The organism is Candidatus Spongiisocius sp., assembly GCF_965221825.1.
Taxonomy (GTDB): domain Bacteria; phylum Actinomycetota; class Acidimicrobiia; order Spongiisociales; family Spongiisociaceae; genus Spongiisocius.
On the sequence record NZ_OZ244917.1, the window covers coordinates 2,710,992 to 2,733,524 of the forward strand.

General features: G+C 65.7%; 23 protein-coding genes. 20 read left to right on the plus strand and 3 right to left on the minus strand.

Annotated features, from left to right (window positions below):
* Complete coding sequence (locus ACOQPD_RS12590) at window positions 1-912, minus strand: 2-hydroxyacid dehydrogenase (protein WP_420612302.1); 912 nt, start codon at window positions 910-912, stop codon at window positions 1-3.
* 182 nt (window positions 913-1,094) lie between these two features.
* Between ACOQPD_RS12590 and ACOQPD_RS12595 the strand changes: the two genes are divergently transcribed.
* From ACOQPD_RS12595 to ACOQPD_RS12610, 4 genes are all read left to right on the plus strand, one after another.
* Window positions 1,095-1,664 (plus strand): HhH-GPD-type base excision DNA repair protein, encoded by a 570-nt coding sequence (locus tag ACOQPD_RS12595; RefSeq protein ID WP_420612303.1) that lies wholly within the window; start codon window positions 1,095-1,097, stop codon window positions 1,662-1,664.
* Window positions 1,661-2,332: a uridine kinase gene (gene udk, locus ACOQPD_RS12600; RefSeq protein ID WP_420612304.1), complete on the plus strand. Its 672-nt coding sequence runs from the start codon at window positions 1,661-1,663 to the stop codon at window positions 2,330-2,332. Before ACOQPD_RS12595 ends, udk begins: the two co-directional genes overlap by 4 nt.
* Before the next feature lie 62 nt (window positions 2,333-2,394).
* On the plus strand, window positions 2,395-3,234 hold the full coding sequence (proC, locus tag ACOQPD_RS12605; protein ID WP_420612305.1) for a pyrroline-5-carboxylate reductase: 840 nt from the start codon (window positions 2,395-2,397) through the stop codon (window positions 3,232-3,234).
* Window positions 3,235-3,317: 83 nt separating this feature from the next.
* Window positions 3,318-5,462, plus strand: coding sequence for a heterodisulfide reductase-related iron-sulfur binding cluster (locus ACOQPD_RS12610; protein WP_420612306.1), 2,145 nt, complete (start codon window positions 3,318-3,320; stop codon window positions 5,460-5,462).
* Window positions 5,463-5,569: 107 nt separating this feature from the next.
* Here ACOQPD_RS12610 and ACOQPD_RS12615 read toward each other — a convergent pair whose 3' ends face one another.
* On the minus strand, window positions 5,570-6,208 hold the full coding sequence (locus tag ACOQPD_RS12615; RefSeq protein ID WP_420612307.1) for a hypothetical protein: 639 nt from the start codon (window positions 6,206-6,208) through the stop codon (window positions 5,570-5,572).
* 274 nt (window positions 6,209-6,482) lie between these two features.
* Here ACOQPD_RS12615 and ACOQPD_RS12620 point away from each other — a divergent pair, with 274 nt between their 5' ends.
* Window positions 6,483-7,298 carry a prephenate dehydratase gene (locus tag ACOQPD_RS12620; protein WP_420612308.1) on the plus strand — a complete coding sequence of 272 codons (816 nt, stop codon included), beginning with the start codon at window positions 6,483-6,485 and terminating at the stop codon, window positions 7,296-7,298.
* 181 nt (window positions 7,299-7,479) lie between these two features.
* Here the strand turns inward: ACOQPD_RS12620 and ACOQPD_RS12625 are convergent, their stop codons facing one another.
* Window positions 7,480-7,728 (minus strand): hypothetical protein, encoded by a 249-nt coding sequence (locus tag ACOQPD_RS12625; protein ID WP_420612309.1) that lies wholly within the window; start codon window positions 7,726-7,728, stop codon window positions 7,480-7,482.
* A gap of 97 nt (window positions 7,729-7,825) precedes the next feature.
* Between ACOQPD_RS12625 and clpS the strand changes: the two genes are divergently transcribed.
* The 15 genes from clpS (at window position 7,826) to ACOQPD_RS12700 (ending at window position 22,395) form a co-directional block, all read left to right on the plus strand.
* Window positions 7,826-8,152: an ATP-dependent Clp protease adapter ClpS gene (gene clpS, locus ACOQPD_RS12630; protein ID WP_420612310.1), complete on the plus strand. Its 327-nt coding sequence runs from the start codon at window positions 7,826-7,828 to the stop codon at window positions 8,150-8,152.
* Window positions 8,152-8,628: a DUF2017 family protein gene (locus ACOQPD_RS12635; RefSeq protein WP_420612311.1), complete on the plus strand. Its 477-nt coding sequence runs from the start codon at window positions 8,152-8,154 to the stop codon at window positions 8,626-8,628. Before clpS ends, ACOQPD_RS12635 begins: the two co-directional genes overlap by 1 nt.
* A gap of 188 nt (window positions 8,629-8,816) precedes the next feature.
* Window positions 8,817-9,680 (plus strand): LLM class flavin-dependent oxidoreductase, encoded by an 864-nt coding sequence (locus ACOQPD_RS12640; RefSeq protein ID WP_420612312.1) that lies wholly within the window; start codon window positions 8,817-8,819, stop codon window positions 9,678-9,680.
* A gap of 132 nt (window positions 9,681-9,812) precedes the next feature.
* Window positions 9,813-10,310: a (2Fe-2S)-binding protein gene (locus ACOQPD_RS12645; RefSeq protein WP_420612313.1), complete on the plus strand. Its 498-nt coding sequence runs from the start codon at window positions 9,813-9,815 to the stop codon at window positions 10,308-10,310.
* Window positions 10,307-12,682 carry a xanthine dehydrogenase family protein molybdopterin-binding subunit gene (locus ACOQPD_RS12650; RefSeq protein ID WP_420612314.1) on the plus strand — a complete coding sequence of 792 codons (2,376 nt, stop codon included), beginning with the start codon at window positions 10,307-10,309 and terminating at the stop codon, window positions 12,680-12,682. Before ACOQPD_RS12645 ends, ACOQPD_RS12650 begins: the two co-directional genes overlap by 4 nt.
* Before the next feature lie 13 nt (window positions 12,683-12,695).
* Complete coding sequence (locus tag ACOQPD_RS12655) at window positions 12,696-13,562, plus strand: FAD binding domain-containing protein (RefSeq protein WP_420612315.1); 867 nt, start codon at window positions 12,696-12,698, stop codon at window positions 13,560-13,562.
* 123 nt (window positions 13,563-13,685) lie between these two features.
* Window positions 13,686-14,570 (plus strand): AAA family ATPase, encoded by an 885-nt coding sequence (locus ACOQPD_RS12660; RefSeq protein ID WP_420612316.1) that lies wholly within the window; start codon window positions 13,686-13,688, stop codon window positions 14,568-14,570.
* A 214-nt stretch (window positions 14,571-14,784) separates the two neighbouring features.
* Window positions 14,785-15,954 (plus strand): vWA domain-containing protein, encoded by a 1,170-nt coding sequence (locus ACOQPD_RS12665; RefSeq protein ID WP_420612317.1) that lies wholly within the window; start codon window positions 14,785-14,787, stop codon window positions 15,952-15,954.
* Complete coding sequence (locus tag ACOQPD_RS12670; protein ID WP_420612318.1) at window positions 15,951-16,259, plus strand: XdhC family protein; 309 nt, start codon at window positions 15,951-15,953, stop codon at window positions 16,257-16,259. The genes ACOQPD_RS12665 and ACOQPD_RS12670 overlap by 4 nt, the downstream gene beginning before the upstream one ends.
* On the plus strand, window positions 16,253-17,041 hold the full coding sequence (locus tag ACOQPD_RS12675; RefSeq protein WP_420612319.1) for an XdhC family protein: 789 nt from the start codon (window positions 16,253-16,255) through the stop codon (window positions 17,039-17,041). Before ACOQPD_RS12670 ends, ACOQPD_RS12675 begins: the two co-directional genes overlap by 7 nt.
* Before the next feature lie 49 nt (window positions 17,042-17,090).
* Complete coding sequence (locus tag ACOQPD_RS12680; protein WP_420612320.1) at window positions 17,091-17,684, plus strand: nucleotidyltransferase family protein; 594 nt, start codon at window positions 17,091-17,093, stop codon at window positions 17,682-17,684.
* Window positions 17,685-17,768: 84 nt separating this feature from the next.
* On the plus strand, window positions 17,769-18,785 hold the full coding sequence (aroF, locus tag ACOQPD_RS12685; RefSeq protein WP_420612321.1) for a 3-deoxy-7-phosphoheptulonate synthase: 1,017 nt from the start codon (window positions 17,769-17,771) through the stop codon (window positions 18,783-18,785).
* Between the two features lie 20 nt (window positions 18,786-18,805).
* A complete protein-coding gene (locus tag ACOQPD_RS12690) occupies window positions 18,806-19,828 on the plus strand; it encodes a prephenate dehydrogenase/arogenate dehydrogenase family protein (RefSeq protein ID WP_420612322.1) in 1,023 nt (340 codons plus the stop codon).
* A gap of 55 nt (window positions 19,829-19,883) precedes the next feature.
* Window positions 19,884-21,596 carry an NAD+ synthase gene (locus ACOQPD_RS12695; protein WP_420612323.1) on the plus strand — a complete coding sequence of 571 codons (1,713 nt, stop codon included), beginning with the start codon at window positions 19,884-19,886 and terminating at the stop codon, window positions 21,594-21,596.
* Window positions 21,589-22,395, plus strand: coding sequence for an aminotransferase class IV (locus tag ACOQPD_RS12700; protein WP_420612324.1), 807 nt, complete (start codon window positions 21,589-21,591; stop codon window positions 22,393-22,395). Before ACOQPD_RS12695 ends, ACOQPD_RS12700 begins: the two co-directional genes overlap by 8 nt.
* The last annotated feature ends 138 nt before the right edge of the window (window positions 22,396-22,533 follow it).

The window sequence follows — 22,533 nt, forward strand, 5'->3', positions numbered from 1 at the left end:
TCAGTAACCCCGGCGCGGGTCGTAGAGGGGGAAGGGGGGCTCCCCTCGCTGGAGGCGCCGGATGTTGGCCGCGATCAGAGGCGCCGCAGTCGGTGCTCTGGTGAAGCCGCTGGTGTGGGGGGTGATACGGACCCGGGGGTGGTCCCAGAGCGGCGAGTCGGCAGGGAGAGGCTCGGTCTCGGTGACGTCCAGCACCGCGGCGGAGAGGACGCCCTCGTCGAGGGCTGATACGAGGTCGTTTTCGATCGTGGTGGCGCCTCGACCGAGGGAGATGTAGATCGAACCGGGCGCGAAATGCGCCAGGACCCTCGCATCGATCAGCCCACGGGTCTCGGGCGTATGGGGAAGGACATTGATAACGGCTCTGGAGGCGGAGACCATGTCCTGGAGCCCGTCACGGCCCCGGAAGTGGGTGATGCCCTCCTCCTCGCCTCCGGTCCGGGTCCAGGCGTTGACCGGGTAGCCGAGCACGGCCAGGCATTTCCCGATGTGCCGACCGATGGCGCCGAAGCCGAGGATGCCGACCGGGAAGCTACCCGTGGGAGTGGCCCGGATCGGCCTCCATGCCTTCTCCGCCTGCTGGTCGAGGTAGGTGTGCAGCTTGCGATGGAAATGCACCACCCAGTGAGCGGCATAGGCGGCCATCTCGTCCGCCATCGTCGCGTCGGCCATCCGAACGATGGGAACGTCCGGATAGTCGCCGCCGGCGAACTGTTCGACCCCGGCGGTCGTCGCCAGGATGGCGCGCAGGTTCGGGTAGCGGCGCAGGTCTTCCGTGTCGTGGAGCCAGAAGATCGCGTACTCGACGGAATCAGGGTCGTCGATGTCCGGCCAGAGTTGGATCTTCATATCCGGCAGTTCCCGGGTGAGCATCTCGAACCACTCGGCTCGCTCTGAATACGGGTTCAGCATGATCGACACGTGACAAGTCAACCAGATTGTCGGGACCGGTACGTCGAATGGTCGGGTTGCCGGGCCCGCAGACGCTGTTGCGCCCGGCGCCCGACGGAACCCATCGCCGTCCGGTTGCCGCTGTCCCCGACCCGGCGACCGTCCGGACGCGACCGCTACCGTTCAGGCTGAAAGGAGGACTCATGCCCGAGATGCTTCCGTGGACCTCTTCGGAGGATGCCAACCGGCTCCTCGCCACCAGCCCGCTAGCTCTCATGATCGGGATGCTGCTGGACCAGCAGGTGAGGATGGAGGTGGCCTTCCATTCCCCTCATGTCCTTGCGGAACGGTTGGGGCAGCCGCTGGACGCGGCCCACATCGCCGCAATCGACGGGGACGAACTGGAGGGGGTGTTCCGGGGCCCGCCGGCCCTCCACCGCTTTCCCAACGCCATGGCTCGTCGCACGCAGGCGCTGTGCCAGGCGCTCTCGGACCACTATGACGGTGACGCGGCGGCCATCTGGAGGACCGCCGCGGACGGTCCCGAACTGCTGAGGCGGCTCAAGAAGCTCCCCGGATTCGGCGTCGCCAAGGCTCGCATCTTCGCGGGCATCGTCGGCAAGCGGCTCAATGAGGGTCCTCCCGGATGGGAGGAGGTGGCCGCCGATTGGTCCTCCATCGCCGACATCGCCGAGTTCGACCAGATTGATGCCCTTCGCCAGGCCAAGGCGCGCATGAAGGCGGAGCAGAAGGCGGCCAAGGGCCGGCGGTGAACACGTCCGGCGGGTTCCGGGCGGGAGAGGGAGACCGGGACCGGCCGGCCGGGCGCCCTTTCGTAATCGGTGTGGCGGGCGGGTCGGGCTCGGGCAAGAGCACGATCTGCCAGGCGATCGTCGACCGGATCGGCCCGGAGTATGTGGCGTTGATCGCCCATGACGCCTACTACCGGCACCGGCCCGAGATCTCCTACGAGGAGCGGACCAAGGTCAACTACGACCATCCCGACTCGCTCGAGACCGAGTTGCTCCTGGCCCACCTGGAGGGCCTGGCGGCCGGGGAGACGATCCAGCACCCGTTGTACGACTTCACGCGGCACCTGCGCAGAACCCGGACCCTCGCCATCCCGCCGCGGCCCGTGATCCTGATCGAGGGGATACTTACGCTGGTCGATCCCGACCTGCGGGAGTGGCTGGACCTCCGGGTGTTCGTGGACACCGACGCCGACCTGAGAGTGTTGCGCCGGGTGGAGCGGGACATGCGGGAGAGGGGGCGATCGCTCGAGTCGATAACCGCGCAGTACCAGGCCACCGTGAAACCCATGCACGAGCGGTTCGTGGTGCCCTCGAAGCGGCACGCCGACCTGATCATTCCCGAGGGATACAACCACCAGGCGGTAGGAGCGCTGGTGGCCTTGATCCGGGAAGTCCTCAACCGTCCGTAGTCCCCATGGAGCGGATTACTGGCGATGACGAATCGGCCTGTGGCGCGCCATATACTCGGAACATGGATCGGTCCTCCATCGCAATCGTAGGGGTGGGCGCCATGGGCGGCGCCCTGCTTTCCGGCCTACTCGAGGCCGGCTGGGACCCCTCGGACCTCACACTGATCGAGGCCCACCAACCCCGGGCCTCGGAGCTGCGCGAAACCACCGGCTGCCGGACCGTGGGCGTGCCGTCCGATGGCATCGACGGCCAGGACGTCGTGGTGCTGGCCGTCAAACCCCAGGACGTACATGTCGCCCTAGCTCAACTGGCCGGTGTATTGACGATTGATCAGGTGCTCGTGGCTCTGGTGGCCGGGGTTCCGATCAGCGTTTACGAGCGGGCCCTGGGAGAGGTGCCGGTGATCCGGACCATGCCCAACACGCCCGCACTGGTGGGTGAGGGGATCACGGCCTGCGCTCCCGGCGCCCACACCACTGCCGATCACATGGCCAAGGCTCGGAACGTACTGTCGGCCGTCGGCCTGGTGGAGGAGGTCGGGGAGCCCCTGCTGGACGCGGTGACCGGGCTGTCGGGAACCGGCCCGGCGTATGCGTACCTGCTGGCCGAGGCGATGGTCGCAGAGGGGATCCGCCAGGGACTCGATCCCGCGGCCGCGCTGCGGCTGACGGCTCGGACCATCAAGGGTGCGGGGGCGATGATGGAGACCGCCGATGACGACCCGTCCGCGCTGCGCCAACGGGTGATGTCTCCGGGTGGCACCACCGTCGAGGCTATGGCGGTTATGGACCGGGGCGGTTTCGTGGAGGTGGTCCGCGAGGCGGTCGCCGCCGCTACGGAACGCTCCAAAGAGCTCGGAGAGATCGCAGCCGCGCCACAGAGCGACCACGGGGACCCTTGATCACGAACGCGCATAGCGCGAACACGCCGTAGCAAACCCCTGCTCTACACTCCGGGCGACGGTCCGAACACGGAGGAGCCCGGATGCGTCGTAAGTTCACCGCCGCCGAGATACTGGTGTTCCTGGGGGTGCTGGTGGCGTTGGGGACACTGGCGAGCTGGTTCGCCGGGCAGTTCCCCGGCTACGCCGAGAGCCCCGTGTCCCGCAAGGTGTTCGTCAACATCCCGACCGCCGTGGAAGCCATGTTCTACGTGGCGGTGGCGGGCTTCCTGTTCCTGACCTTCTACCTGTTCTCGCTCCGGGCCAAGAACTGGCAGCGGGGCGCGCCCGACCGGCGCACCGGTCTATGGAGGGAGCGGCTGGAGGCGATGGGCGCCGGACTCCGGATGCAGACCCTCATGCGCGACCGGGCATCCGGCCTGATGCACTCCATGGTCTATTACGGGTTCCTGGTGCTGTTCCTGGGTACCGTGACGCTGGAGATCGATCACCTGCTGCCCGCCGGTTTCAAGTTCCTCCAGGACGATGTCTATAGGGCCTACTCGTTCATCCTGGACGCGGCGGCGCTGGTGTTCCTCGGGGGGTTGGCCTGGGCGTTCGTGCGAAGGTACGGGCAGGCCCCTTGGCGCCTCCGATCCAAGACGCGGCCCGAGGATTTCTGGATCCTGGTCACCCTGGCCCTGATCGGCGTCAGCGGACTGGCAACCGAAGCGGCCCGGATCGCGGTCGAGAACCGGCCGGCATACGAGGTCTGGTCCTTCGTGGGCTACCCGCTGTCCTACCTGGTGCCGCAGGGGCCGGCAGCGGGGATCCATCAGGTCATCTGGGTGATCCACGTCGCCTCCTTCCTGGCGTTCCTCGTGGTGCTCCCCACCACCAAGCTCCGGCACATGGTCACCTCGCCGGTCAACATGTTCCTCGGTCCCAAAGAACGGCCGCCCGGCGCGATGCGGGAGATGCCCAACCTGATGGAGGTCGAGGACATCGAGACCGTGGGCGCGTCGCTCGTGGGGGAGTTCACCTGGAAACAGCTGCTCGACACCGACACGTGCACGGTGTGCGGACGGTGCACGTCGGTGTGTCCTGCCACCGCCACGGGTAAACCGCTCGATCCCCGCGAGATCGTGCTCAAGCTCGGTGAGGTGGCGGCCCGGACGGCGGATCCGGAAGTGACGCCTCCGGTGACGGTGGACGGGGCCATCACCGTGTCGGCCGACAACGTGTTCGAGCGGATCACCCCCGAGGAACTCTGGGCCTGCACATCGTGCAAGGCATGCGACGAGATCTGTCCGGTCGACATCGAGATCCTCGACAAGATCCTGGACATGCGGCGTTATTTGGCGCTGATGGAAGCGGACTTCCCGGCCGAGCTCGGGAAGGCCTACCTATCGATGGAGAACTCCTCCAACCCGTACGGTATGGCCCAGGCGGACCGGGCGGCGTGGACCTCCGATCTGGACTTCGAAGTACCGATCCTCGGCCAGGATGTCGAGACGGCCGAGTATCTCTACTGGGTGGGCTGTGCCGGCTCCTTCGACGATCGTAACCGCAAGGTGACGGTGGCGACCGCCCGGCTCCTCCATGAGGCAGGGGTCAGCTTCGCCATTCTGGGCCCCGCCGAATTGTGCACCGGTGATCCGGCCCGGCGGTCGGGCAACGAGTTCGTCTTCCAGATGCTGGCCATCCAGAACATCGAGACGCTCTCGGACCGGGGGGTGAGGAAGGTCATCACCCAGTGCCCGCATTGCTTCAACACCCTGAAGAACGAGTATCCGCAGTTCGGTGGCGACTACGAGGTGATCCACCACAGCCAGGTCCTGTCCGACCTGGTGGAGCAGGGTCTGCTACGGACCAGGAACGGGAAGTCGAAGACGGTGACCTACCACGACTCCTGCTACCTCGGACGCCACAACGGCGTGTACATGGCGCCCCGGGGGGTGGTGGCCTCCATCGGCGGCATCAACGTGGTGGAAATGGGTCGGTCCGGGACCCGCTCGTTCTGTTGCGGCGCCGGCGGCTCGCAGATGTGGATGGAGGAGCGAGTAGGCAAGAAGGTCAACATCGACCGGGCCGAGGAAGCGGTGGCGACCGGCGCGGACGAGGTAGCGGTGGCCTGCCCATTCTGTTACGTGATGCTCGATGACGGCGTACGCGAGCTCGGACAGGACGAGTCGGTGGCCGTACGGGACATCTCGATGATCCTGGCCGACTCCGTCTTCGACGACTGAGCAGGGCGCCGAAAAGGCGGGGATCGGTTGGCCCGCGATGCCTCGACCTGGGTTTGTAGCCAGCTATGGGGCCAACCGGGCGTTTTCGGCGCCTTCTGGTAGCTCGCTCATCCGGTTAAGTGTGGCGGGAGCGACCGCCAGAGGTCTTCGAACTGCTCGTCCAGTAACCCGGCCTCGGGCACCACGTATCCGGAGTCCCCGCGACGCTTGACGATGACGCCGATCTGTTTGAGCCAGCCCAGCACGACATGACCCTGGTAGGCAGGGGGCGTCGAGCCGTCTACGGAGAGAGCCGTGAAGATCTGCCGGGTCGGGATGGGGTCGTCGGGCCCTCCGTTGGCGGCCAGGTAGCCGATGATGGCTTCCACCTGCTGCCTTGACGCCCGTACGGTGTAAAGGCTGCCGCTCTTCTTCGAAGTCGCCGTCTTGACGAGCACGTCGCGGTCCCTCGTGTAGCAGGCCGGCCCGCCGCTTCTCGCCATGTGCCCGGTTGGCCGCCCGTCCTCGGGTTGGGCGGACGAGAGCGCCTGATGGCCGGCGGATGCCTTGGACAGGCGCACGTTCTCGGCGCGGGTGGCGGTCTCGTTGACTGCTCTGGCGAAGGAGGCCAGGTGGACCGCGTCGTCGTACCGCCCTTCGGAGAGGGCGGTCTCGGCCTTCGCCCGCAGTGTTTCTTCACAATCGCGAAGAGCGGCCTCGGCCCAGGCCATGTTGTCGGTTGGTGTTACGGTGCTTTGACGTTTCATACTTATCCGAGACCTTTTATACGTGCCCGGTCTCCAGGAACTTCGTTATCTGTGTGATTGGCGGTTCGGGAGTGGTTACCTCGCCCGGCGAAGGCTGGACTGCGAAGAATCGTCCTCCCGATTTTGCTCGCCGGCTCAACAGAATTGTGGCCGCGCCTGAACGCGATCAACACGGCCAAGACCGCGAAGGTACCACGAACGCGCCCTATGCATGGAATTTATGTACCTATCTTCACTGACCGGGTGGACATCCGTACCGAGTACCCTCCGGTCCATGAAGGTCGGTTATCAAGGTGAAGGCCTCTCGTACTCGGACCAGGTGACGATCCGGCTTTACCCCGAGGCGAAACGGGTCGGCTTCGGTAGCTTCGCACGAGCTTTCCAGGCCCTCGGGCATGGGGATGTGGATCGGCTCGTGCTACCGATCGAGAACTCCACCATCGGGAGCGTGCTGCCGGTTCTCGACCGCCTGGCCCGCCAGCAGATCTCGATCATCGGCGAGCACCTGATCGAGGTGCGCCACGCGCTGATAGGCGTTCCCGGATCGACGGTCGACGCAGTCGAGGAGGTCTGGTCGCATCCCCAAGCCCTCGCACAAGCGGATGACCGCATGGAGAAGGCGGGATGGAACCCGGTACCTTTCTACGACACGGCCGGCGCCGTGAGGGCTGTCGTCGAGAGGGGAGACCGTGCGGTGGCTGCCCTGGCACCTCGACACACCGCCCGCCGCCATGGCGGGAAGGTACTCCTGGAGGACTTCCTGGATCGGGATCACAACACCACCCGGTTCGTGATCCTGGCCCCGGACGGATGGGAGGTGGGCGAGGACGCCAACAAGACGTCGATGGTGTTCGAAACGGCTCACTCGCCCGGTGCGCTGGCCCTCGCCCTGACCGAACTCGGCCTGCGGGGCGCCAACTTGACGCATCTGCAGTCGCGGCCCGCGGACGAGGCTTGGAAGTACCGGTTCTACGCCGACATGATCCATGACCCCGGCCCGGAGGGAGTGAAGGCCGTGCTGGAACCCCGTCCGGCCACCCTGGCCGCCTTGCGTGTGCTGGGTACCTACCCGGCGGCCGAGGTGCCCTGATTCACAGATCGGGCTCGTAGGGTCTCTTCAACCGGCGATGAGCGGGGGATGCCGCCCTAGAGGAAGCGCCCCGCGCAGCTCATCCATATCCTCGGAAGCGGACCAAAGGACACAGCCCGGGCCGAGCACGCGCCATCCCGTCGGGCTGCCGAGCCTTGCCGGCAGATGTCCGGCGCCGGAGTCAGCGAGCATCCTCATCAAGGCCAACGCTCTCGATGTAGAAGAGGGCGATATCCACCGGCCCGCCCGCAGTCCGGATCTCGGCGAAATCGACCCCCACTTCGGTCAGTATTCCGGTGTATGACCTACCGCCGGCGGTGCGGAGGTGGACCGGATAACGGAGTTGCTCGGCTTCGATCAGCGAATCCCTGAGGGTCCGCCGCAGCGGTGGGGTGCGGGCCGGGGGGCTGGGTTCGTGTGTGGCACTCATGGTACAAGCGTGACCGCGATCCGGATGGGTTTCAATACCCTTGTGCCCGGCGCGAACCGGACGTTCAATGACCGGCGCCCCGAGATATCCTGAGAATATGAACCTGATCAAGACGGGACCCAGTGGGTTGCCGGCTGCCACCATCGCGCCCGAGCGGACCGATGCCCCGGAGGTGGAGGATCGAGCCGACCGGGATCGGGGTTGGAACGTGGTGGTCTGGAACGATCCCGTGAACCTCATGTCCTACGTGGTGCTGGTGTTCCGCCGGGTCTTCGGGTACCCGGAGGACAAGGCGACCCGGCTGATGCTGGAGGTCCACCACGAGGGCCGGTCGATCGTCAGCACGGCGCCCCGCGAGAAGGCCGAGATCGACTGCTACACCCTGCACCGCTACGCGCTGTGGGCGACCATCGAACGGGCGTGATGGCACGGTTCAAGAAATTGGCGGATCGCATCGAAATGCGTCCCTTGGGAGACGACCTGGTGGCCCTTTCCCTCATGCAGGAGGTGCTCGCGTCGGTGGGCGAGGAGCCCGATGACCCTGCGGCGGGGCGGCTGTCGGTGGCGGCGTACCCGGATGATGGGGATGCCCAGTCCGAGTACGAGCGGCTCATGAAGCCCGAGTTGGATCGCCAGCGCCGGATGGATCGGGACGCGGTTGCCTCCGTCCTCAAGGCGGCCGAGAGCGGGACGGTGGACCTCTCCGCTACGGAGGCCGAGGCGTTGCTGATGGTGCTCAACGAGGCTCGCCTGGCTCTCGGCGCCCGGTTGGAGATCGTGGATGATGGCTGGGGGTCTGATGAGAGGCGGGCATCCGATCCGGTCGCGCTACTCCTCCGGTACCTGACCGGCTACCAGGACGAGCTCGTTCGGGCGCTGGCGGAGGCGCTCAAGAGTTGAGTGGCTAGGTGTAGTGGCCGATGGCCAGTTTGCGACCTAGAGGTCACGGAGTTCCTTGTGCCCGTAGATTTCGTCGGGTTGTCTGTTCCTCCCGAGTTACAACATCCACTGACCACTGACCACTGACCACCGCCGAGGAACTGGGCATCTAGGATCCTTCGTTATCCACGATCGCCTAGGAGGTAAGGGTGACGAGGGACATTCTCTACGGGATCTGCACCGATCAGTCGCTGCCCTATCACACCCTCGTGGACCGGTGGCAGTACTACGAGGAACTCGGGTTCGACAGCGTCTGGGACTGTGACCACTTCATGCGTCCCAGCGATCCCACCCGTGACTATTTCGAGGGCTGGACGCTTCTGGCAGCCATGGCGGCGGTTACCAGCAGGATCCGGATCGGTTGCCTGGTCGCCAGCAACACCTTCCGCCATCCGGCCTTGCTGGCGCAGCAGGCCATCACCATCGACCATGTCTCCGACGGCCGCCTGGAGTTGGGAATAGGCGCCGGATGGTTCGTGGAGGAACACGAGCGCTTCGGATTGCCGTTCGGTGAACCGGGCGAGCTGGTAGGCAGGTTCCATGAGGCGGTCGAGGTGATCGATTCTCTGGTTCGAGGCAAGGCCACCACCTACAAGGGCCGGCACTACCAACTCCGCGGGGCGCGCTTGCGTCCCCAACCTGTGCAGAAGCCGCGGCCGCCGCTGACCATGGGCGCCCACCGGCCCCGCATGCTGCGGATATGCGCCCGGTTCGCCGATCGCTGGAACTCGTACGGGACGGTCGCCGAGATGGCCGAGCGCAACCGTATCCTCGACGAGGCCTGCCTGGAGATCGGGCGCGATCCGGGGGAGGTCATCAGGTCCTTCTACGGGTGGATCCCCAACCTGACCTCCGTGGGCATGCCCGATCCGTGGACCGGTCCGGAGGCGTTCCTAGAGGTGGTGGGGCGCTATGCGGAGGTCGGGGTGAACGAGTTCATCTTCGATCAGCCCCGCGCCGGCCAGCTGGAGAATGCGGCAGAGATCGCTGCCCAGGTCCTGACCGACCGCTAGCCGGATCCCCCCTTTCGCCAATGGCTGGTCCACTCACCGGGGCGGGAGGGTCAAAACATAGGCTCGTCTCGACACGAAACCGGCGATTTTGATACCGTCTGGGTAGCCAGCCGCTTCGAAAGGAGACCCTGTATGAAGGTGTCCATGTCGGTCAACGGGAAGCAGGTATCGGGGGACGCCGAACCCCGTACGCTGCTGGTCCACTTCTTACGTGAGTCCCTGGGGTTGACAGGCACCCATGTGGGGTGCGAGTCGTCCTATTGCGGTGCCTGCACGATCAGCCTTGACGGGAAGGCCGTGCTCTCCTGCACCATGCTGGCCGCCCAGGCCGACGGTGCGGACATCACCACAGTCGAGGGCCTGGCCAGCAACGGCGAGCTGCATCCGGTCCAGGAGGGCTTCTGGGAGCGTCACGGCCTCCAGTGTGGCTTCTGCACCCCCGGAATGATCATGTCGGCCGTAACCCTCCTCGAAGAGAACCCGGAACCTTCGGAAGCGGAGATCCGGCGCGGGATCGAAGGCAACCTGTGCCGCTGCACCGGATACCACAACATCGTGCGGGCCATCGAGTACGCGGGCGCCAAGATGCGCGGCGAAGAGCCTGCCCCGGCTGAATGGGAGAACGCATGAGCTCGACAAGTGTGCTGGGCGGCGTGGTAAGGCGCCGGGAGGATCCGGCCTTGATCCAGGGACGGGGCCGCTACACGGATGATGTCAAGCTGGCCGGTACCGCCCACGTGGCCTTCGTGCGTAGCCCCTACGCGCATGCCCAGGTCGGGTCGGTCGACACCTCGGCAGCCGCGGCGATGGAAGGCGTCCTAGCGGTATACACGGCGGCGGACACCGACCACCTCGGCCCGCTCATCGCCCAGGTTCCGGTGGGGGCGCTGCGACCCCTACTAAACAGCGGAACGGTCAAGCACGTCGGCGAGGCCGTGGCCATGGTGGTGGCGGACGACCCCTACGTGGCCAAGGACGCCGCAGACGCCGTCGAGGTCGACTACGAGCCCTTGCCGGCGGTGGTGGACCTCAAGCAATCCCTGAGCGACGAGGTTCCGGTCCATGAAGGAGCCTCCAACACCCTGATCTCGTGGGTGGGGCCCTTCGGAGCGGACGAGGCGGCGCTGGCCGAGCTGCAGGAGGGTATCGAAGCCGCCAAGCAAGGGGACGGTGCGGTGGTCGTCTCGCAGGAGATGACGAACCAGCGGCTTATCCCTGTGCCCATCGAGCCCCGATCGGTGATGGCCGATTACCAGGCAGGGTACGACCGGTTCGACATCTACTCGTCAACGCAGATCCCCTCGGCTCTGGCGGGCGCGATCGGCAAGTACTTCGGCATGAGCATGAACCAGGTGACCGTCAAGGCTATGGAGGTCGGCGGCGGGTTCGGCTGCAAGCTCAACGTGTACAACGACGAGGTGCTGGTGGCATTCGCCTCCAAGCAACTGGGTCGTCCTGTGAAGTGGACGGAGACCCGCCGGGAGGCGGCCAACTCCACCATCCAGGGTCGCGGTTGGGTGGCTACCGCCACCGTGACAGGCACCGAGGACGGCGAGATCCTCGGGTTCGAGCTAGAGGGCATCGCCGATATGGGCGCCTACAGCCAGAACTTCACCGTCGCCATCCCCTTCCTCGGACTGTTCGTCGGGTCGGGGCAGTACGGCTTCCCGACCTACTGGAAGATGGACTGCGTCACCACCCACACGATGACCACCGACGCGTACCGTGGGGCAGGCCGGCCGGAGGCCGCGTACTACCTGGAGCGGATCATCGATATGTACGCCCGCCGCATCGGGATGGATCCGGCGGAGGTGCGGCGCAAGAACTACATCTCGGCGAGCGAATTTCCCGGGGCCGTGTCGCCCATGGGGTTCCCGATGGACACCGGCGACTACGCCACCAACCTGGACGCGGCGTTAGAGACGGCCGGTTGGTCGGATCTGCTGGCCGAGCGGGATGCCGCCCGGGCCGAAGGCCGCTACGTCGGGGTCGGGCTTGCCACCTACGTGGAGGTGTGCGGTTTCGGCCCGTCGGGGCTGGTGGATCTCGGCTTCTCGTGGGCCGAGTACCAGATGCCGTCGGCCTTCAACGGCTCCAGCCTGGTGAGGGTGCATCCGGACGGGTCGGCCACTGTGTCGATCGGGACCGGACCATCCGGCCAGGGTCACCAGACCACCTGGGCGCAGATCGTCGGCGACGGTCTCGGCCTGGAGGTCGACCGGATCCGGGTCATCCATGGCGACACGGAGGAGGCCCCGCCGAGCATCGGGACGTTCGGATCCAGGTCGGCGGCGGTCGACGGCGCCGCCTGTTACCAGGCCACCGGGAAGGTGCGGGCGAAGGCCGCCCGGATCGCCGCCCATATGCTGGAGGCGTCCGAGGAGGACATCGAGTTCGCCGACGGCGGCGCCCATGTGGCCGGCGCTCCCGACAGTTCGGTCAGCTGGGGCGACATCGCGGCGTGCGCATACCAGCCCCACCGCCTGCCGGAAGGCATGGAAGGAGGCTTGGAGGCACATGCCATCTTCAGTCCGGGCAACGCCACCTGGCCGTTCGGGACCCACATCGCGGTGGTGGAGGTGGATCCCGACACGGGTGACGTGGACCTACTCCGCTACATCGGGATGGACGACTGCGGCAACGTGATCAGCCCGATGATCGTGGACGGACAGATTCACGGCGGTATCGCCCAGGGGATCGGGCAGGCCATGTTCGAGGATGCGGTCTATGACGCCGACGGCAACCTGCTGTCGGGGTCGCTGGTGGACTACATCCTTCCCACTGCGGCAGACCTTCCGTCGTTCGAACTGGACCGGACGGTGACGCCCACCGACATCAACCCGTTGGGGGTGAAGGGCATCGGCGAGGCGGGCACCATCGGCTCCGCGCACACCGTTGTGAACGCGGTGGTCGATGCGCTCGAACCACTCGGGGTGACCCACATCGACATGCCGCTCCGACCCAGACGGGTCTGGCAGGCTATCCAGGACGCCCGGGCTTAGAGAGGAGGATCCTATGTATCCACGAGAGTTCGAATACATTGCGCCCTCCGATCTGGACGAGGCGCTGGCGGCCCTTGACGCCAACCCGGGCGCCAAGGTCCTGGCGGGCGGTATGAGCCTCCTGCCGATGATGAAGATGCGCCTGCTGTCACCGGATGTGGTGGTGGACATCGGCCGGATCGCCGGATTGGATCAGATCACCGACAACGGCGACTCCGTCTCGATCGGGGCGCTGGTGACGCATGCCGAGGTAGCCGACAGCGACCTGGTCGGGGAGCACGGCGCGGCGCTCGCAACCGCCGCCTCCTGGACGGGTGATCGGCAGGTCCGGAACCGGGGCACATGCTGCGGGTCCCTGGTCCACGCCGACGTCGCGGCGGATCAACCGGTGGCCGCGCTGGCGCTGGGCGCCACCATGGTTGCGGCCTCGTCCTCGGGAACCCGTGAGATCGCGGCGGCGGACTTCTTCGTAGACACGATGATGTCGGCGCTGGAGCCCAACGAGATCCTCACCGAGGTACGGATCCCGAAGGCGGGACCGGGCACGGCATCGGCCTATGACAAGCTGGGCCGCCGTGGAGGCCACACCGACTACGCGGTTGCCGGTGTGGCGGCGTCCGTTACCCGTTCCAACGGCTCGATCAGCGCCGCGACCGTGGCGGTGACCGGAGTGGGCAACCGCCCGGTCCTGGCCGCCGGAGTGGCCGATGCTCTGGTCGGTTCCGACGGTTCGGACGCTGCCGTGAAGGCGGCTGCGGCCCATGCAACCGACGGGATCGAGGTGCTGGAAGACCTGTACGGGTCGGTTGCCTACAAGACCCATCTGGCCGAGGTGTTCACGGCCCGGGCCGTCAACGCAGCCCTGAGCGCCGCCGGGTAGGCAGCTCCGGAGGAGGTACGTCCCCGGGCGGGCTTGCTCCGCGGGTCTCGCTCGTGCGTGTGGCGCCGTGGGTGGATGCCGTCCCGGGCTCTCCGGCACCATGCGGGCGTGTAACCTGGCGGAATGATTCCCGCCACTGTCGAAGACGTCGCCGCTGCGCTGGCTACACAGCGTTACGTGGCGGACCGGTCCCTGGCGGTAACCATCCACCTGTCCCTCCAGCTTGGACGGCCCTTGTTTCTGGAGGGGGAGGCCGGAGTCGGAAAGACCGAGGTTGCCAAGGTGCTGGCCGCCATCCTCGAACAGCCCCTGATCCGGCTCCAGTGCTATGAAGGTCTTGACGCCGGGCACGCCCTTTACGAGTGGGACTACGCCCGCCAGATGCTGGCGATCCGGCTGATCGAAGCTCGTGGCGAGGGCGGAGGCGCGGCGATCTCCGACATCATGAGCCGCGAGTACCTGATCGCGAGGCCGCTGCTCGAGGCCGTGGAGATGGCGGCTGACGGGTCCCGGCCGGTCCTGCTGATCGACGAGCTCGATCGGGCTGACGAGGAGTTCGAGGCGTACCTCCTGGAACTGCTGTCGGATTTCCAAGTGACCATTCCGGAGGTCGGTACGGTGGCCGCCCAGGATCCCCCCGTCGTGGTCATCACCTCCAACCGCACCCGCGAGATCCACGACGCCCTGAAACGCCGTTGCCTGTATCACTGGATCGACTATCCCAGTTTCGAGCGGGAGATGGAGATCGTCACAGCCAAGGTGCCCGGGATCGACAAGGCCCTTGCCGCCGATCTGGCCCGCGCGATGGAGAAGCTGCGGGATCTGGATCTGTTCAAGCCCCCCGGTGTTGCGGAGACGCTGGACTGGGCGGCCGCCCTGAACGTCCTGGGCGCGGAGGTGCTGTCGCCCGAGGCGGCCGGCGACACGCTGGGGGTGATCCTGAAGTACGAGGAGGACATCGAACGGGTGCGCACCGCAGGGGTCGGGGGCCTGCTCGTAGCCGGTTGATTCTGGCCCCAATTATTAATGGATCGGGGGTTTGTACGGTGACTGGAGTGGGAGCTTTCGGGTTACTGAACCGGGGTTATGGTCTTTGGCAGCTCCGGTCATGCCCGGGCGCGATACTCACCCCCCAAGGGTGAGTCGGGGGCCGATCGCAACTCATGCCGTTGAGGTGGCCTGATGTACGTAGGTGTGGTGGAAACATGAATAATCGGGGCTGATGGCTGTCGGTGTGTTCGCCCAGAACGTGATCCACTTCGCGCGCTACCTGCGCGCCAAGGGCCTCGACGTCGACCCGCGCACCGGCATGGAGTTGCTCACGTCGGCCCACGTCCTGGGTCTCGAAGATGTCCGGGACATCCGTTGCGGGTTCCGGTCGCTGGTGGTGACCCGTCCCGATCAGCTACCGGTGTTCGAGGAGGCGTTCGACCTTTTCTTCGGGTCGGGGAGCCGCAGGCGGTACTCCACGGAGGCGGAGTCGGACCGGATGGTGCAGTCCTACCTCCCCGTGCTGACCTCGGCGGGCCGGCTCGACGAGGAGGAGATGGAGGACAGCAGCGAACAGATGGGGGCTTCTCACGCCGAGCGTCTTGGCACCCGTGACTTCGGCGAGCTGACACCCGACGAGATGGCCGAGGTGCGGAGGCTGATTTCCCGGATGGTATGGAGACCGGCCGAGGCGTTGAGTCGCCGCTGGAGACCCGACTCGATGGGACGCCGGCCCGACATGCGGAGGACCTTGCGGAATGCAGTCGGTCCGCGCGGCGAGCTACTGGAAATGGAGTTCCGGTCCCGCAGGCCTCGCCGGCGGCCGCTGGTGATAATCGCGGACGTGAGCGGATCGATGGAGAAATACGTGGAGTTGCTCCTGTACTTCGCCCATTCCGCTCCGGCCCGGATGGGCCGGGTCGAGACCTTCGTGTTCTCCACCCGGCTGACGCGTATCACCCACGAGCTTCGTAGGCGGGATCCGGCCATGGCGCTCCGGCTGGTGGCAGGCCGCGTCCATGATTGGTCAGGCGGCACGCGAATCGGCGAGGCTCTGGCAACCTACAATCGGCACTGGAGTCGAAGGGTGGCTAGAGGTGGTCCGATCGGAATGATCATCAGCGACGGATGGGACCGCGGGGAACCGGATATGCTGAGTGCGGAGATGGCGCGTTTCTCACGCTCGGTCCATCGAACCATCTGGTTGAATCCCCTGGCGGGTCGCAAGGGGTACGCACCGGAGACACGCGGGCTCAAGGCGGCGTTGCCCTACGTGGACGACTTCCTGCCGGCCGCCCGACTGGTCGATCTTGTCGGAGTCATCCGACTCCTGGAGTCGATACCGCCCCAGCCAAGCCCGCTCGCAGGGCGATTGTCTAGACGAGGAGCCCGTGCATCATGAAGGATGCGCTGAGTATCTACAGCCGGTGGATCGAAGAAGGGAAGCAGGTCGCTGTGGCGACAGTGGTGCGCGTCAAGGGCTCGGCTCCCCGGCCCGAGGGAGCCAAGTTCCTGGTTTCGTCCGACGGTGACATGGAGGGCTCGGTCAGCGGCGGATGCGTCGAGAACGACGTGTTCCTGCACGCTCAGGAGGTGCTCGCCACGGGACAGCCTCGCCTGGTGACCTACGGCATCGCCGACGAAGACGCCTTTGAGGTCGGCCTGGCATGCGGAGGGACAATCCAGGTGCTGGTCGAGAAATGGTGAGCAACCGGTTGGAGGCGGTCCGCAGCCTCGTGGAGCAAGAGCGGCTGGGGGCGGTCATTACTGTGGTCGAGGGCCCCACTACCGGCGCCAAGGCCGTGCTGGACCGGGCGGACGGGCTGGTGGCCGGCGCCATCCCCGCCGAGGTACACGATGCCGTCATCGCCGATGCGGCCAGCCTGATGGATCGTGAGCAGAGCCGTACCCTCGGATACGGGGAGCACGAGGTCTACATCGAGACCGTGGCGCCCCAGCCCAGGCTCCTGATCATCGGCGCCGTTCATATCGCGCAGGAGCTATGCCGGATAGCCCATAGCCTGGGCTTCAGGGTCATTGTCAACGACGCCCGTCCGTTCTTCACGACGCCGGAGCGCTTCCCCGAGGCGGATCAGGTGATCGTCGGGTGGCCGGGAGAGGTCGCCGACCAACTGGATATAGACGGCCGCACGTATGTGGTGATGCTCAGCCACGACGCCCGGTTCGAGGATCCGGTGCTGCCACTCGTGCTGCCCAGCGAGGCCAGATACATCGGGGTGATGGGAAGCCGCCGCACCCACCGGCGGCGGGTGGATCGGCTGCGGAAGGCCGGGTTTCCTGAGGATCAGATCGCTCGGATCCGCGGTCCGGTCGGGCTCGACATCGGCGCCGAGCAACCCGGTGAGGTGGCCATATCCATCCTGGCGGAGATGATCCAGGTCCGGTACGGATCGGGTACGGGGGAGTCTCTCGTCGGGCGGAAGGGCCGCGTCCACCTTCAACGCACGGAGGACGCCGGAGACCTATGACGGCTCCTGGTCGGGTTGTGGCCGATCATCAACGCGCGTTCGCTCGGCCGTGATAACCGCGGCGCTCGTCCTCGCCGGGGGTGAGTCGAGGCGTTTCGGCCGTCCCAAACAGATCGCCGACTGGAGGGGGAAGCCGCTCTTGGCGCATGTGGTGGAGCAGGTACAGGGCTGGCCGCAGACGGACGCGGTCTATGTGGTATTGGGCGCCGCCGCCGAACAGGTCATGGAAACAGTCGATCTCGGCGGCGTTCCGGTCATTGAGAACCTCGAGTGGCGGGAGGGGATGGGTTCCTCGTTACGGGTCGGGTTGGATTTCCTGATCGGCGAGCGATCGGTCGATCAGGCTCTGCTCGTGCTGGGGGACCAACCGAACGTACCGAGGGATGTCGTGCCACGGCTACTCGAGGCCCGCAGGCGGTCCGGGCGCCCGGTGATCATCCCCCGATACCGCCTTACCCGGGGACATCCGGTGCTGGTCCATCGTTCCCTGTGGCCGGCCCTGATTACCGGGCTGAGCGGTGACCAGGGGGCACGAAATCTCTTCCTGGCCCATCCCGAATGGGTGGAGGAGGTGCTAGTGGATACTATGCCGCCCGGCGATGTCGACACGCCCGAAGATATTCGACGCCTCGACAAGTCCTGACGGCCGAGGTCGCGTCACGCCCGACCGGGTTAGTGCATGGCCGGCCATCGGGTCTATCCTCTCCGGATAGCGCGCGGAGGAAGCATGATGATCATCGTCATGAAGTCGGGAGCTTCACAAGAACACATCGACGGGGTGGTGCGACGCCTGGCCGGGATCGAATGCGAAGCCCACATCTCGGTGGGACAGGTCCGTACTGTCATCGGAGCAATCGGGGATCGAGAGGTCATCCGGCAACAGCCCTGGCTGGCCATGCCCGGCGTCGAGCGGGCGGTGCCGGTGCTGAAGCCGTACAAGTTCGTGTCCCGTGAATTCCAGCCCGAGGACACCGTCATAAAAGTGAGAAGCGCCCAGATCGGCGGCGGCGTTTTCGCGCCGATTGCCGGTCCTTGCGCGGTTGAGACCCGCGACCAGCTGTTTCATACGGCAGAAGCGGTGCTCGAGGCCGGTGCCACCATTCTACGAGGGGATGCCTTCAAGCCCCGGACCAGCCCCTTCTCCTTCCAGGGTTTGGCGGAGGACGGTCTTCAACTACTAGCCGAGGCCCGCGAGGAGTTCGGCCTGCCATTCGTTGCCGAGGTCCTTGATCCGCGGGACGTTGACATGGTTGCCGGTTACGCCGACATGTTGCGAATCGGCACCAGGAATATGGCCAACTACGCACTGCTTTCAGAAGTCGGCCGGGTTCACAAGCCGGTGCAGCTCAAGCGAGGATTCACAGCCACCATCGATGAGTGGCTCAATGCCGCCGAGTACATATACAAGGAAGGAAACCACGAGGTAGTCCTGGTCGAGAGAGGAATCCGGACCTTCGAGACCGCCACAAGAAACACTCTCGACATCTCGGCGGCGCCGGTTATCAAGCACATGTCTCACCTGCCGGTGATAATCGACCCTTCTCATTCGTCGGGACGGCGCCATCTGGTTGCCCCCCTGGCTCGCGCTGCCATAGCGGTGGGGGCGGATGGGTTCATCGTGGACGTGCATCCCACCCCTGAGACCGCTCAGGTCGATGGCGATCAGGCTCTGCTACCGGGCGAATTCGCCGAGTTGATGGACCAGATGCGACGTCTGGCCGCGGCTCTCGGCGTCACCATATAGGCCTTCATTCAGCAGCCCGGATGCGTCGCGCCGCCATCTTCGGCACGGGTTTGATCGGGGCGTCCCTCGGCATGGCCCTCCGGCGGGTCGGCTGGACCGTCGCCGGTTGGGACCCCGACGGCGCAGCGCTGGAAGAAGCCACGGAGCGGAGCGCGGTGGACTACCCGTGCGAAAGCCAGGAGGCCGCTCTGGAGGGCTCGGAACTGGTCGTGCTGGCCGGTCCTCTCACCGCCACCCTTGAGACCCTGTCGGGCTTGCGCACCGACGCCCTGGTGACGGATGTGGCCGGCGTAAAGGGGCCGGTAGTCGATGCCCGGCCGGCAGGCTTGCGACTGGTGGCCGGGCATCCGATGGCGGGTCGCGAGCAAGCCGGACCCGCCGCGGCTTCGCCCTCCCTCTTCAAGGGAGCCGCTTGGGTTATCTGTCCCGATCATGCTGTGGCGGACGATATCGAGGCTCTCGAGTCGATAGTGGAATCGGTGGGAGCCATGCCGTACCGGCTGCCCGCTGCGGAGCACGACCGGGTGATAGCCGACATCTCGCATCTTCCCCAGGTACTTGCCGTTTCGTTGATCAATCTGATCACACGGAGTGGACCGGTCGCGGGTCGCCTGGTAGCAGGCTCGTTCCGCGACCTGACCCGAGTGGCTGCCTCCGAGCCCCGCTGGTGGCCTGAGGTACTTGCTGCGAACGAGGCCAACGTCAGCGACTCGATCGGACGGCTCATGAGTCTGCTCGGAGAGGTTCGGGAGGAGGTGGCACAAGGTGCTTCCGGCCGGCTGACCACCCGGATCGAAGAGGCCCGGAGTAGGCGGCAGGCCATGGCGCCACCGGTGGTGAGGGTGGGTGTAGTGCTCCAGGACCGGCCGGGCGAGATCGCCAGTGTCGGACGGGCACTGGAGCGGAGCGGCGTCGATGTCCGCGACCTTCAACTCCGTCATGCCCTTCACGGGGGAGGCGGCATCCTGACGCTGTCCGTCCGGCCGTCGGAGGCGGATGCGCTGCGCTCGGCATTGCTGGAGGCGGACTTCTCGCTGGAGTAGGCGTCCTGCGGCTCGGCGATCGCCATCAAACCCACCCTCCTAAACTCCGCGGACTATGAAGACCATCCGGGTGGCAGGGGCTCAGATCAACCTCCGGGTCGGTGACCTCGCTCACAATGAAGCCCGGATCCGGGAAGCGATGAGCTGGGCGGAGGCAGAGGGCGCTGACGTACTGCTCCTGCCCGAGTTGGCTGTTCCCGGCTATCCCCCCGAGGATCTGGTGATCCGAAGTGGTTTCGTGGACGCCAACATGGCGGTACTGGAGCAGCTGGCCGGCCATGCCGGGTCGACTGTCACCGTGGTGGGGGTTGTGGATAGGGTGTCGTCCGGCGGGTCGGCGACTACCGGCCATGGTCGTTATCCGATTTTTAACGCAGCAGCCTTACTTCAAAATGGGCATATCAAAGGTATATATCACAAAGTACGGCTGCCCAACTATGGCGTATTCGACGAAGAGCGCTATTTCGTGGCGGGTTCCGCACCGGGGACGGTCTGGAATATCGGCGGGATGGCAGTGGGCGTCTCCATATGTGAGGACATTTGGGTAGCCGATGGACCACCTTCCGCCCAGGTAGCCGCGGGTGCCCGGCTGCTTCTCAACATCAACGGATCACCCTTCCAGGTCTCGAAAGACGAGGAGCGGGTTCGCCATATCGAGCGGGAAGCGGTCGGCGCCCGGGTGCCCGTGGTCTATCTCAACCTGGTCGGCGGGCAGGATGAACTCGTCTTTGATGGTGGTTCGATCGTGATGGACCGGGAGGGTTCCATCCAGTACCGGGCGCCGCGCTTCGAAGAGGATCTGTTCGTGGTCGATGTAGAGGCAGGTGAGCCGGACGGCAAACAGGCGGAGACCCCCATGGCGCGGGTTGAATCGTCACCCCGCAGTTCCGTGGTCCGTTCTCCCAGCCCCGCTCCCACCATGGAACCCATAGAGCTCATCTACCGTGCGCTCGTGCTCGGGCTTGGTGACTACGTCAGGAAGAACGGTTTCTCGAAGGTGGTGGTAGGTCTTTCGGGAGGTATAGATTCGGCGCTTACCGCGGTGATCGCTGTCGATGCGCTCGGTCGGGACTCGGTTCGGGGCGTCACCATGCCCTCCGAGTTCAGTTCCGACGGGTCGATACGTGACTCGGAGGAATTGGCGCGCAGGCTGGGTATTCGCCTTGACCGCATTGCCATCGGCGACCTGTTCGCCGCGTACCAGGACGCGCTCGAAGCCGTATTCGCAGGCCGCGGGTTCGGGATCGCGGAGGAGAACCTGCAGCCACGGATTCGCGGAACTCTCCTGATGGGCATATCCAACAAACATCACGAAATGGTCATCGCCACCGGAAACAAGTCCGAGATGGCAGTGGGCTATGCCACTCTGTACGGGGACATGGCCGGCGGCTATGCAGTGCTAAAGGACGTCCTCAAGACGACTGTCTACGATCTGGCCAATTGGCGCAACCGCGGAGACGAGGTTATTCCCGCCGAGGTAATCCGGAAACCGCCATCCGCCGAGCTCAGGCCCGGTCAACTCGACACCGATAGCCTGCCGCCCTATGAGGTGCTCGATCCGGTGCTCGCCGCTTACATCGAGGAGGACCGTTCTATCGATGCCATTGTGGATTCCGGCTTCGACCGGGCGATCGTCACCCGGGTCGCGGCCATGGTGGATCTCAACGAGTACAAGCGCCGCCAAGCCCCACCGGGTGTGAAGATAACCCCCAAGGCGTTCGGGCGTGATCGCCGCCTACCGATTACCAACGGATGGCGCGGTGGTTGACGAGGCCCCCCTCGTGTTGCGGAACGGCCGGCCCGTGGCGCCCACAATCTCTGTGTTCGATCCGTTGGTCGTCCGCGGCGACGGTTGCTTCGAGGCCCTTCGCTCTTATGCCGGGCGCTTGATCGGTCTGGCCGAACACCTGGAGCGACTGGCCCGCTCGGCTGCTGCCATGGCCATTCCCCTCCCGCCCGTTCCGTATATCGGCGAATGGGCGCGACAGGTGGCTGCCTATCAGGGAGACGGGGTGGTTCGCATCTACGCCTCGGATCTTGATGGAAGCCCGAACGTCCATGTGCTGTCCTCTTCCCTGCCACCGCTACACGGGGAGCTCCGGCTGCTAGAGGTTGTGGCGCCCTGGCATCCGGCGGGGCATCCGTGGGAGTTGGCGGGCGTGAAGACCCTCTCGTACGCACCAAACATGGCGGCGGGGCGAGTTGCGAGGGCGGCGGGTTTCGATGAGGCATTGCTGGTGTCCCGCGAAGGACTGGTGCTGGAAGGGCCCACCTTCACGGTGTTCTGGTTGGTGGACGGGGTCATAGAGACGCCCACTCTCGACCTGGGAATCCTCGACTCTGTGACGCGGCGGATCGTCTTTGGCCATGCCCGGGCATTCGGCATCCGGATACAGGAGGGGCACTATCCCAGCTCTCGGTTGGACCATGCCGTGGAGGTCGCCTATCTGTCCTCGGTGACGGAGGTGACACCGGTCGTCTCCGTGGGGGATCGACTCTTCCAACCCGGTCCCATAACCGCCCGGCTGGCCCGTGCCTACCAGTCGGACATCGCCAGGATCGACTGATGTCTACTTATGTCCGGCTTACGGATGACGGCTGGAGGATCCTCGGAGGTCCCGGTGCGTGAACGAACTCCCGGTCTCCCGGAAGAGGATCAGTGGTAACAAGGGGGTTGACTTTGGTCGGGAGTTGAAGCATAACTA

Excerpts from the sequence above, each read along its gene's own strand:
- ACOQPD_RS12590 (WP_420612302.1), bottom strand. The coding sequence starts at position 912 with ATGCTGAACCCGTATTCAGAGCGAGCCGAGTGGTTCGAGATGCTCACC.
- ACOQPD_RS12595 (WP_420612303.1), top strand. The coding sequence starts at position 1,095 with ATGCCCGAGATGCTTCCGTGGACCTCTTCGGAGGATGCCAACCGGCTC.
- proC (WP_420612305.1), top strand. The coding sequence starts at position 2,395 with ATGGATCGGTCCTCCATCGCAATCGTAGGGGTGGGCGCCATGGGCGGC.
- ACOQPD_RS12610 (WP_420612306.1), top strand. The coding sequence starts at position 3,318 with ATGCGTCGTAAGTTCACCGCCGCCGAGATACTGGTGTTCCTGGGGGTG.
- ACOQPD_RS12615 (WP_420612307.1), bottom strand. The coding sequence starts at position 6,208 with ATGAAACGTCAAAGCACCGTAACACCAACCGACAACATGGCCTGGGCC.
- ACOQPD_RS12620 (WP_420612308.1), top strand. The coding sequence starts at position 6,483 with ATGAAGGTCGGTTATCAAGGTGAAGGCCTCTCGTACTCGGACCAGGTG.
- ACOQPD_RS12625 (WP_420612309.1), bottom strand. The coding sequence starts at position 7,728 with ATGAGTGCCACACACGAACCCAGCCCCCCGGCCCGCACCCCACCGCTG.
- clpS (WP_420612310.1), top strand. The coding sequence starts at position 7,826 with ATGAACCTGATCAAGACGGGACCCAGTGGGTTGCCGGCTGCCACCATC.
- ACOQPD_RS12635 (WP_420612311.1), top strand. The coding sequence starts at position 8,152 with ATGGCACGGTTCAAGAAATTGGCGGATCGCATCGAAATGCGTCCCTTG.
- ACOQPD_RS12645 (WP_420612313.1), top strand. The coding sequence starts at position 9,813 with ATGAAGGTGTCCATGTCGGTCAACGGGAAGCAGGTATCGGGGGACGCC.
- ACOQPD_RS12650 (WP_420612314.1), top strand. The coding sequence starts at position 10,307 with ATGAGCTCGACAAGTGTGCTGGGCGGCGTGGTAAGGCGCCGGGAGGAT.
- ACOQPD_RS12655 (WP_420612315.1), top strand. The coding sequence starts at position 12,696 with ATGTATCCACGAGAGTTCGAATACATTGCGCCCTCCGATCTGGACGAG.
- ACOQPD_RS12660 (WP_420612316.1), top strand. The coding sequence starts at position 13,686 with ATGATTCCCGCCACTGTCGAAGACGTCGCCGCTGCGCTGGCTACACAG.
- ACOQPD_RS12665 (WP_420612317.1), top strand. The coding sequence starts at position 14,785 with ATGGCTGTCGGTGTGTTCGCCCAGAACGTGATCCACTTCGCGCGCTAC.
- ACOQPD_RS12670 (WP_420612318.1), top strand. The coding sequence starts at position 15,951 with ATGAAGGATGCGCTGAGTATCTACAGCCGGTGGATCGAAGAAGGGAAG.
- ACOQPD_RS12675 (WP_420612319.1), top strand. The coding sequence starts at position 16,253 with ATGGTGAGCAACCGGTTGGAGGCGGTCCGCAGCCTCGTGGAGCAAGAG.
- aroF (WP_420612321.1), top strand. The coding sequence starts at position 17,769 with ATGATGATCATCGTCATGAAGTCGGGAGCTTCACAAGAACACATCGAC.
- ACOQPD_RS12690 (WP_420612322.1), top strand. The coding sequence starts at position 18,806 with ATGCGTCGCGCCGCCATCTTCGGCACGGGTTTGATCGGGGCGTCCCTC.
- ACOQPD_RS12695 (WP_420612323.1), top strand. The coding sequence starts at position 19,884 with ATGAAGACCATCCGGGTGGCAGGGGCTCAGATCAACCTCCGGGTCGGT.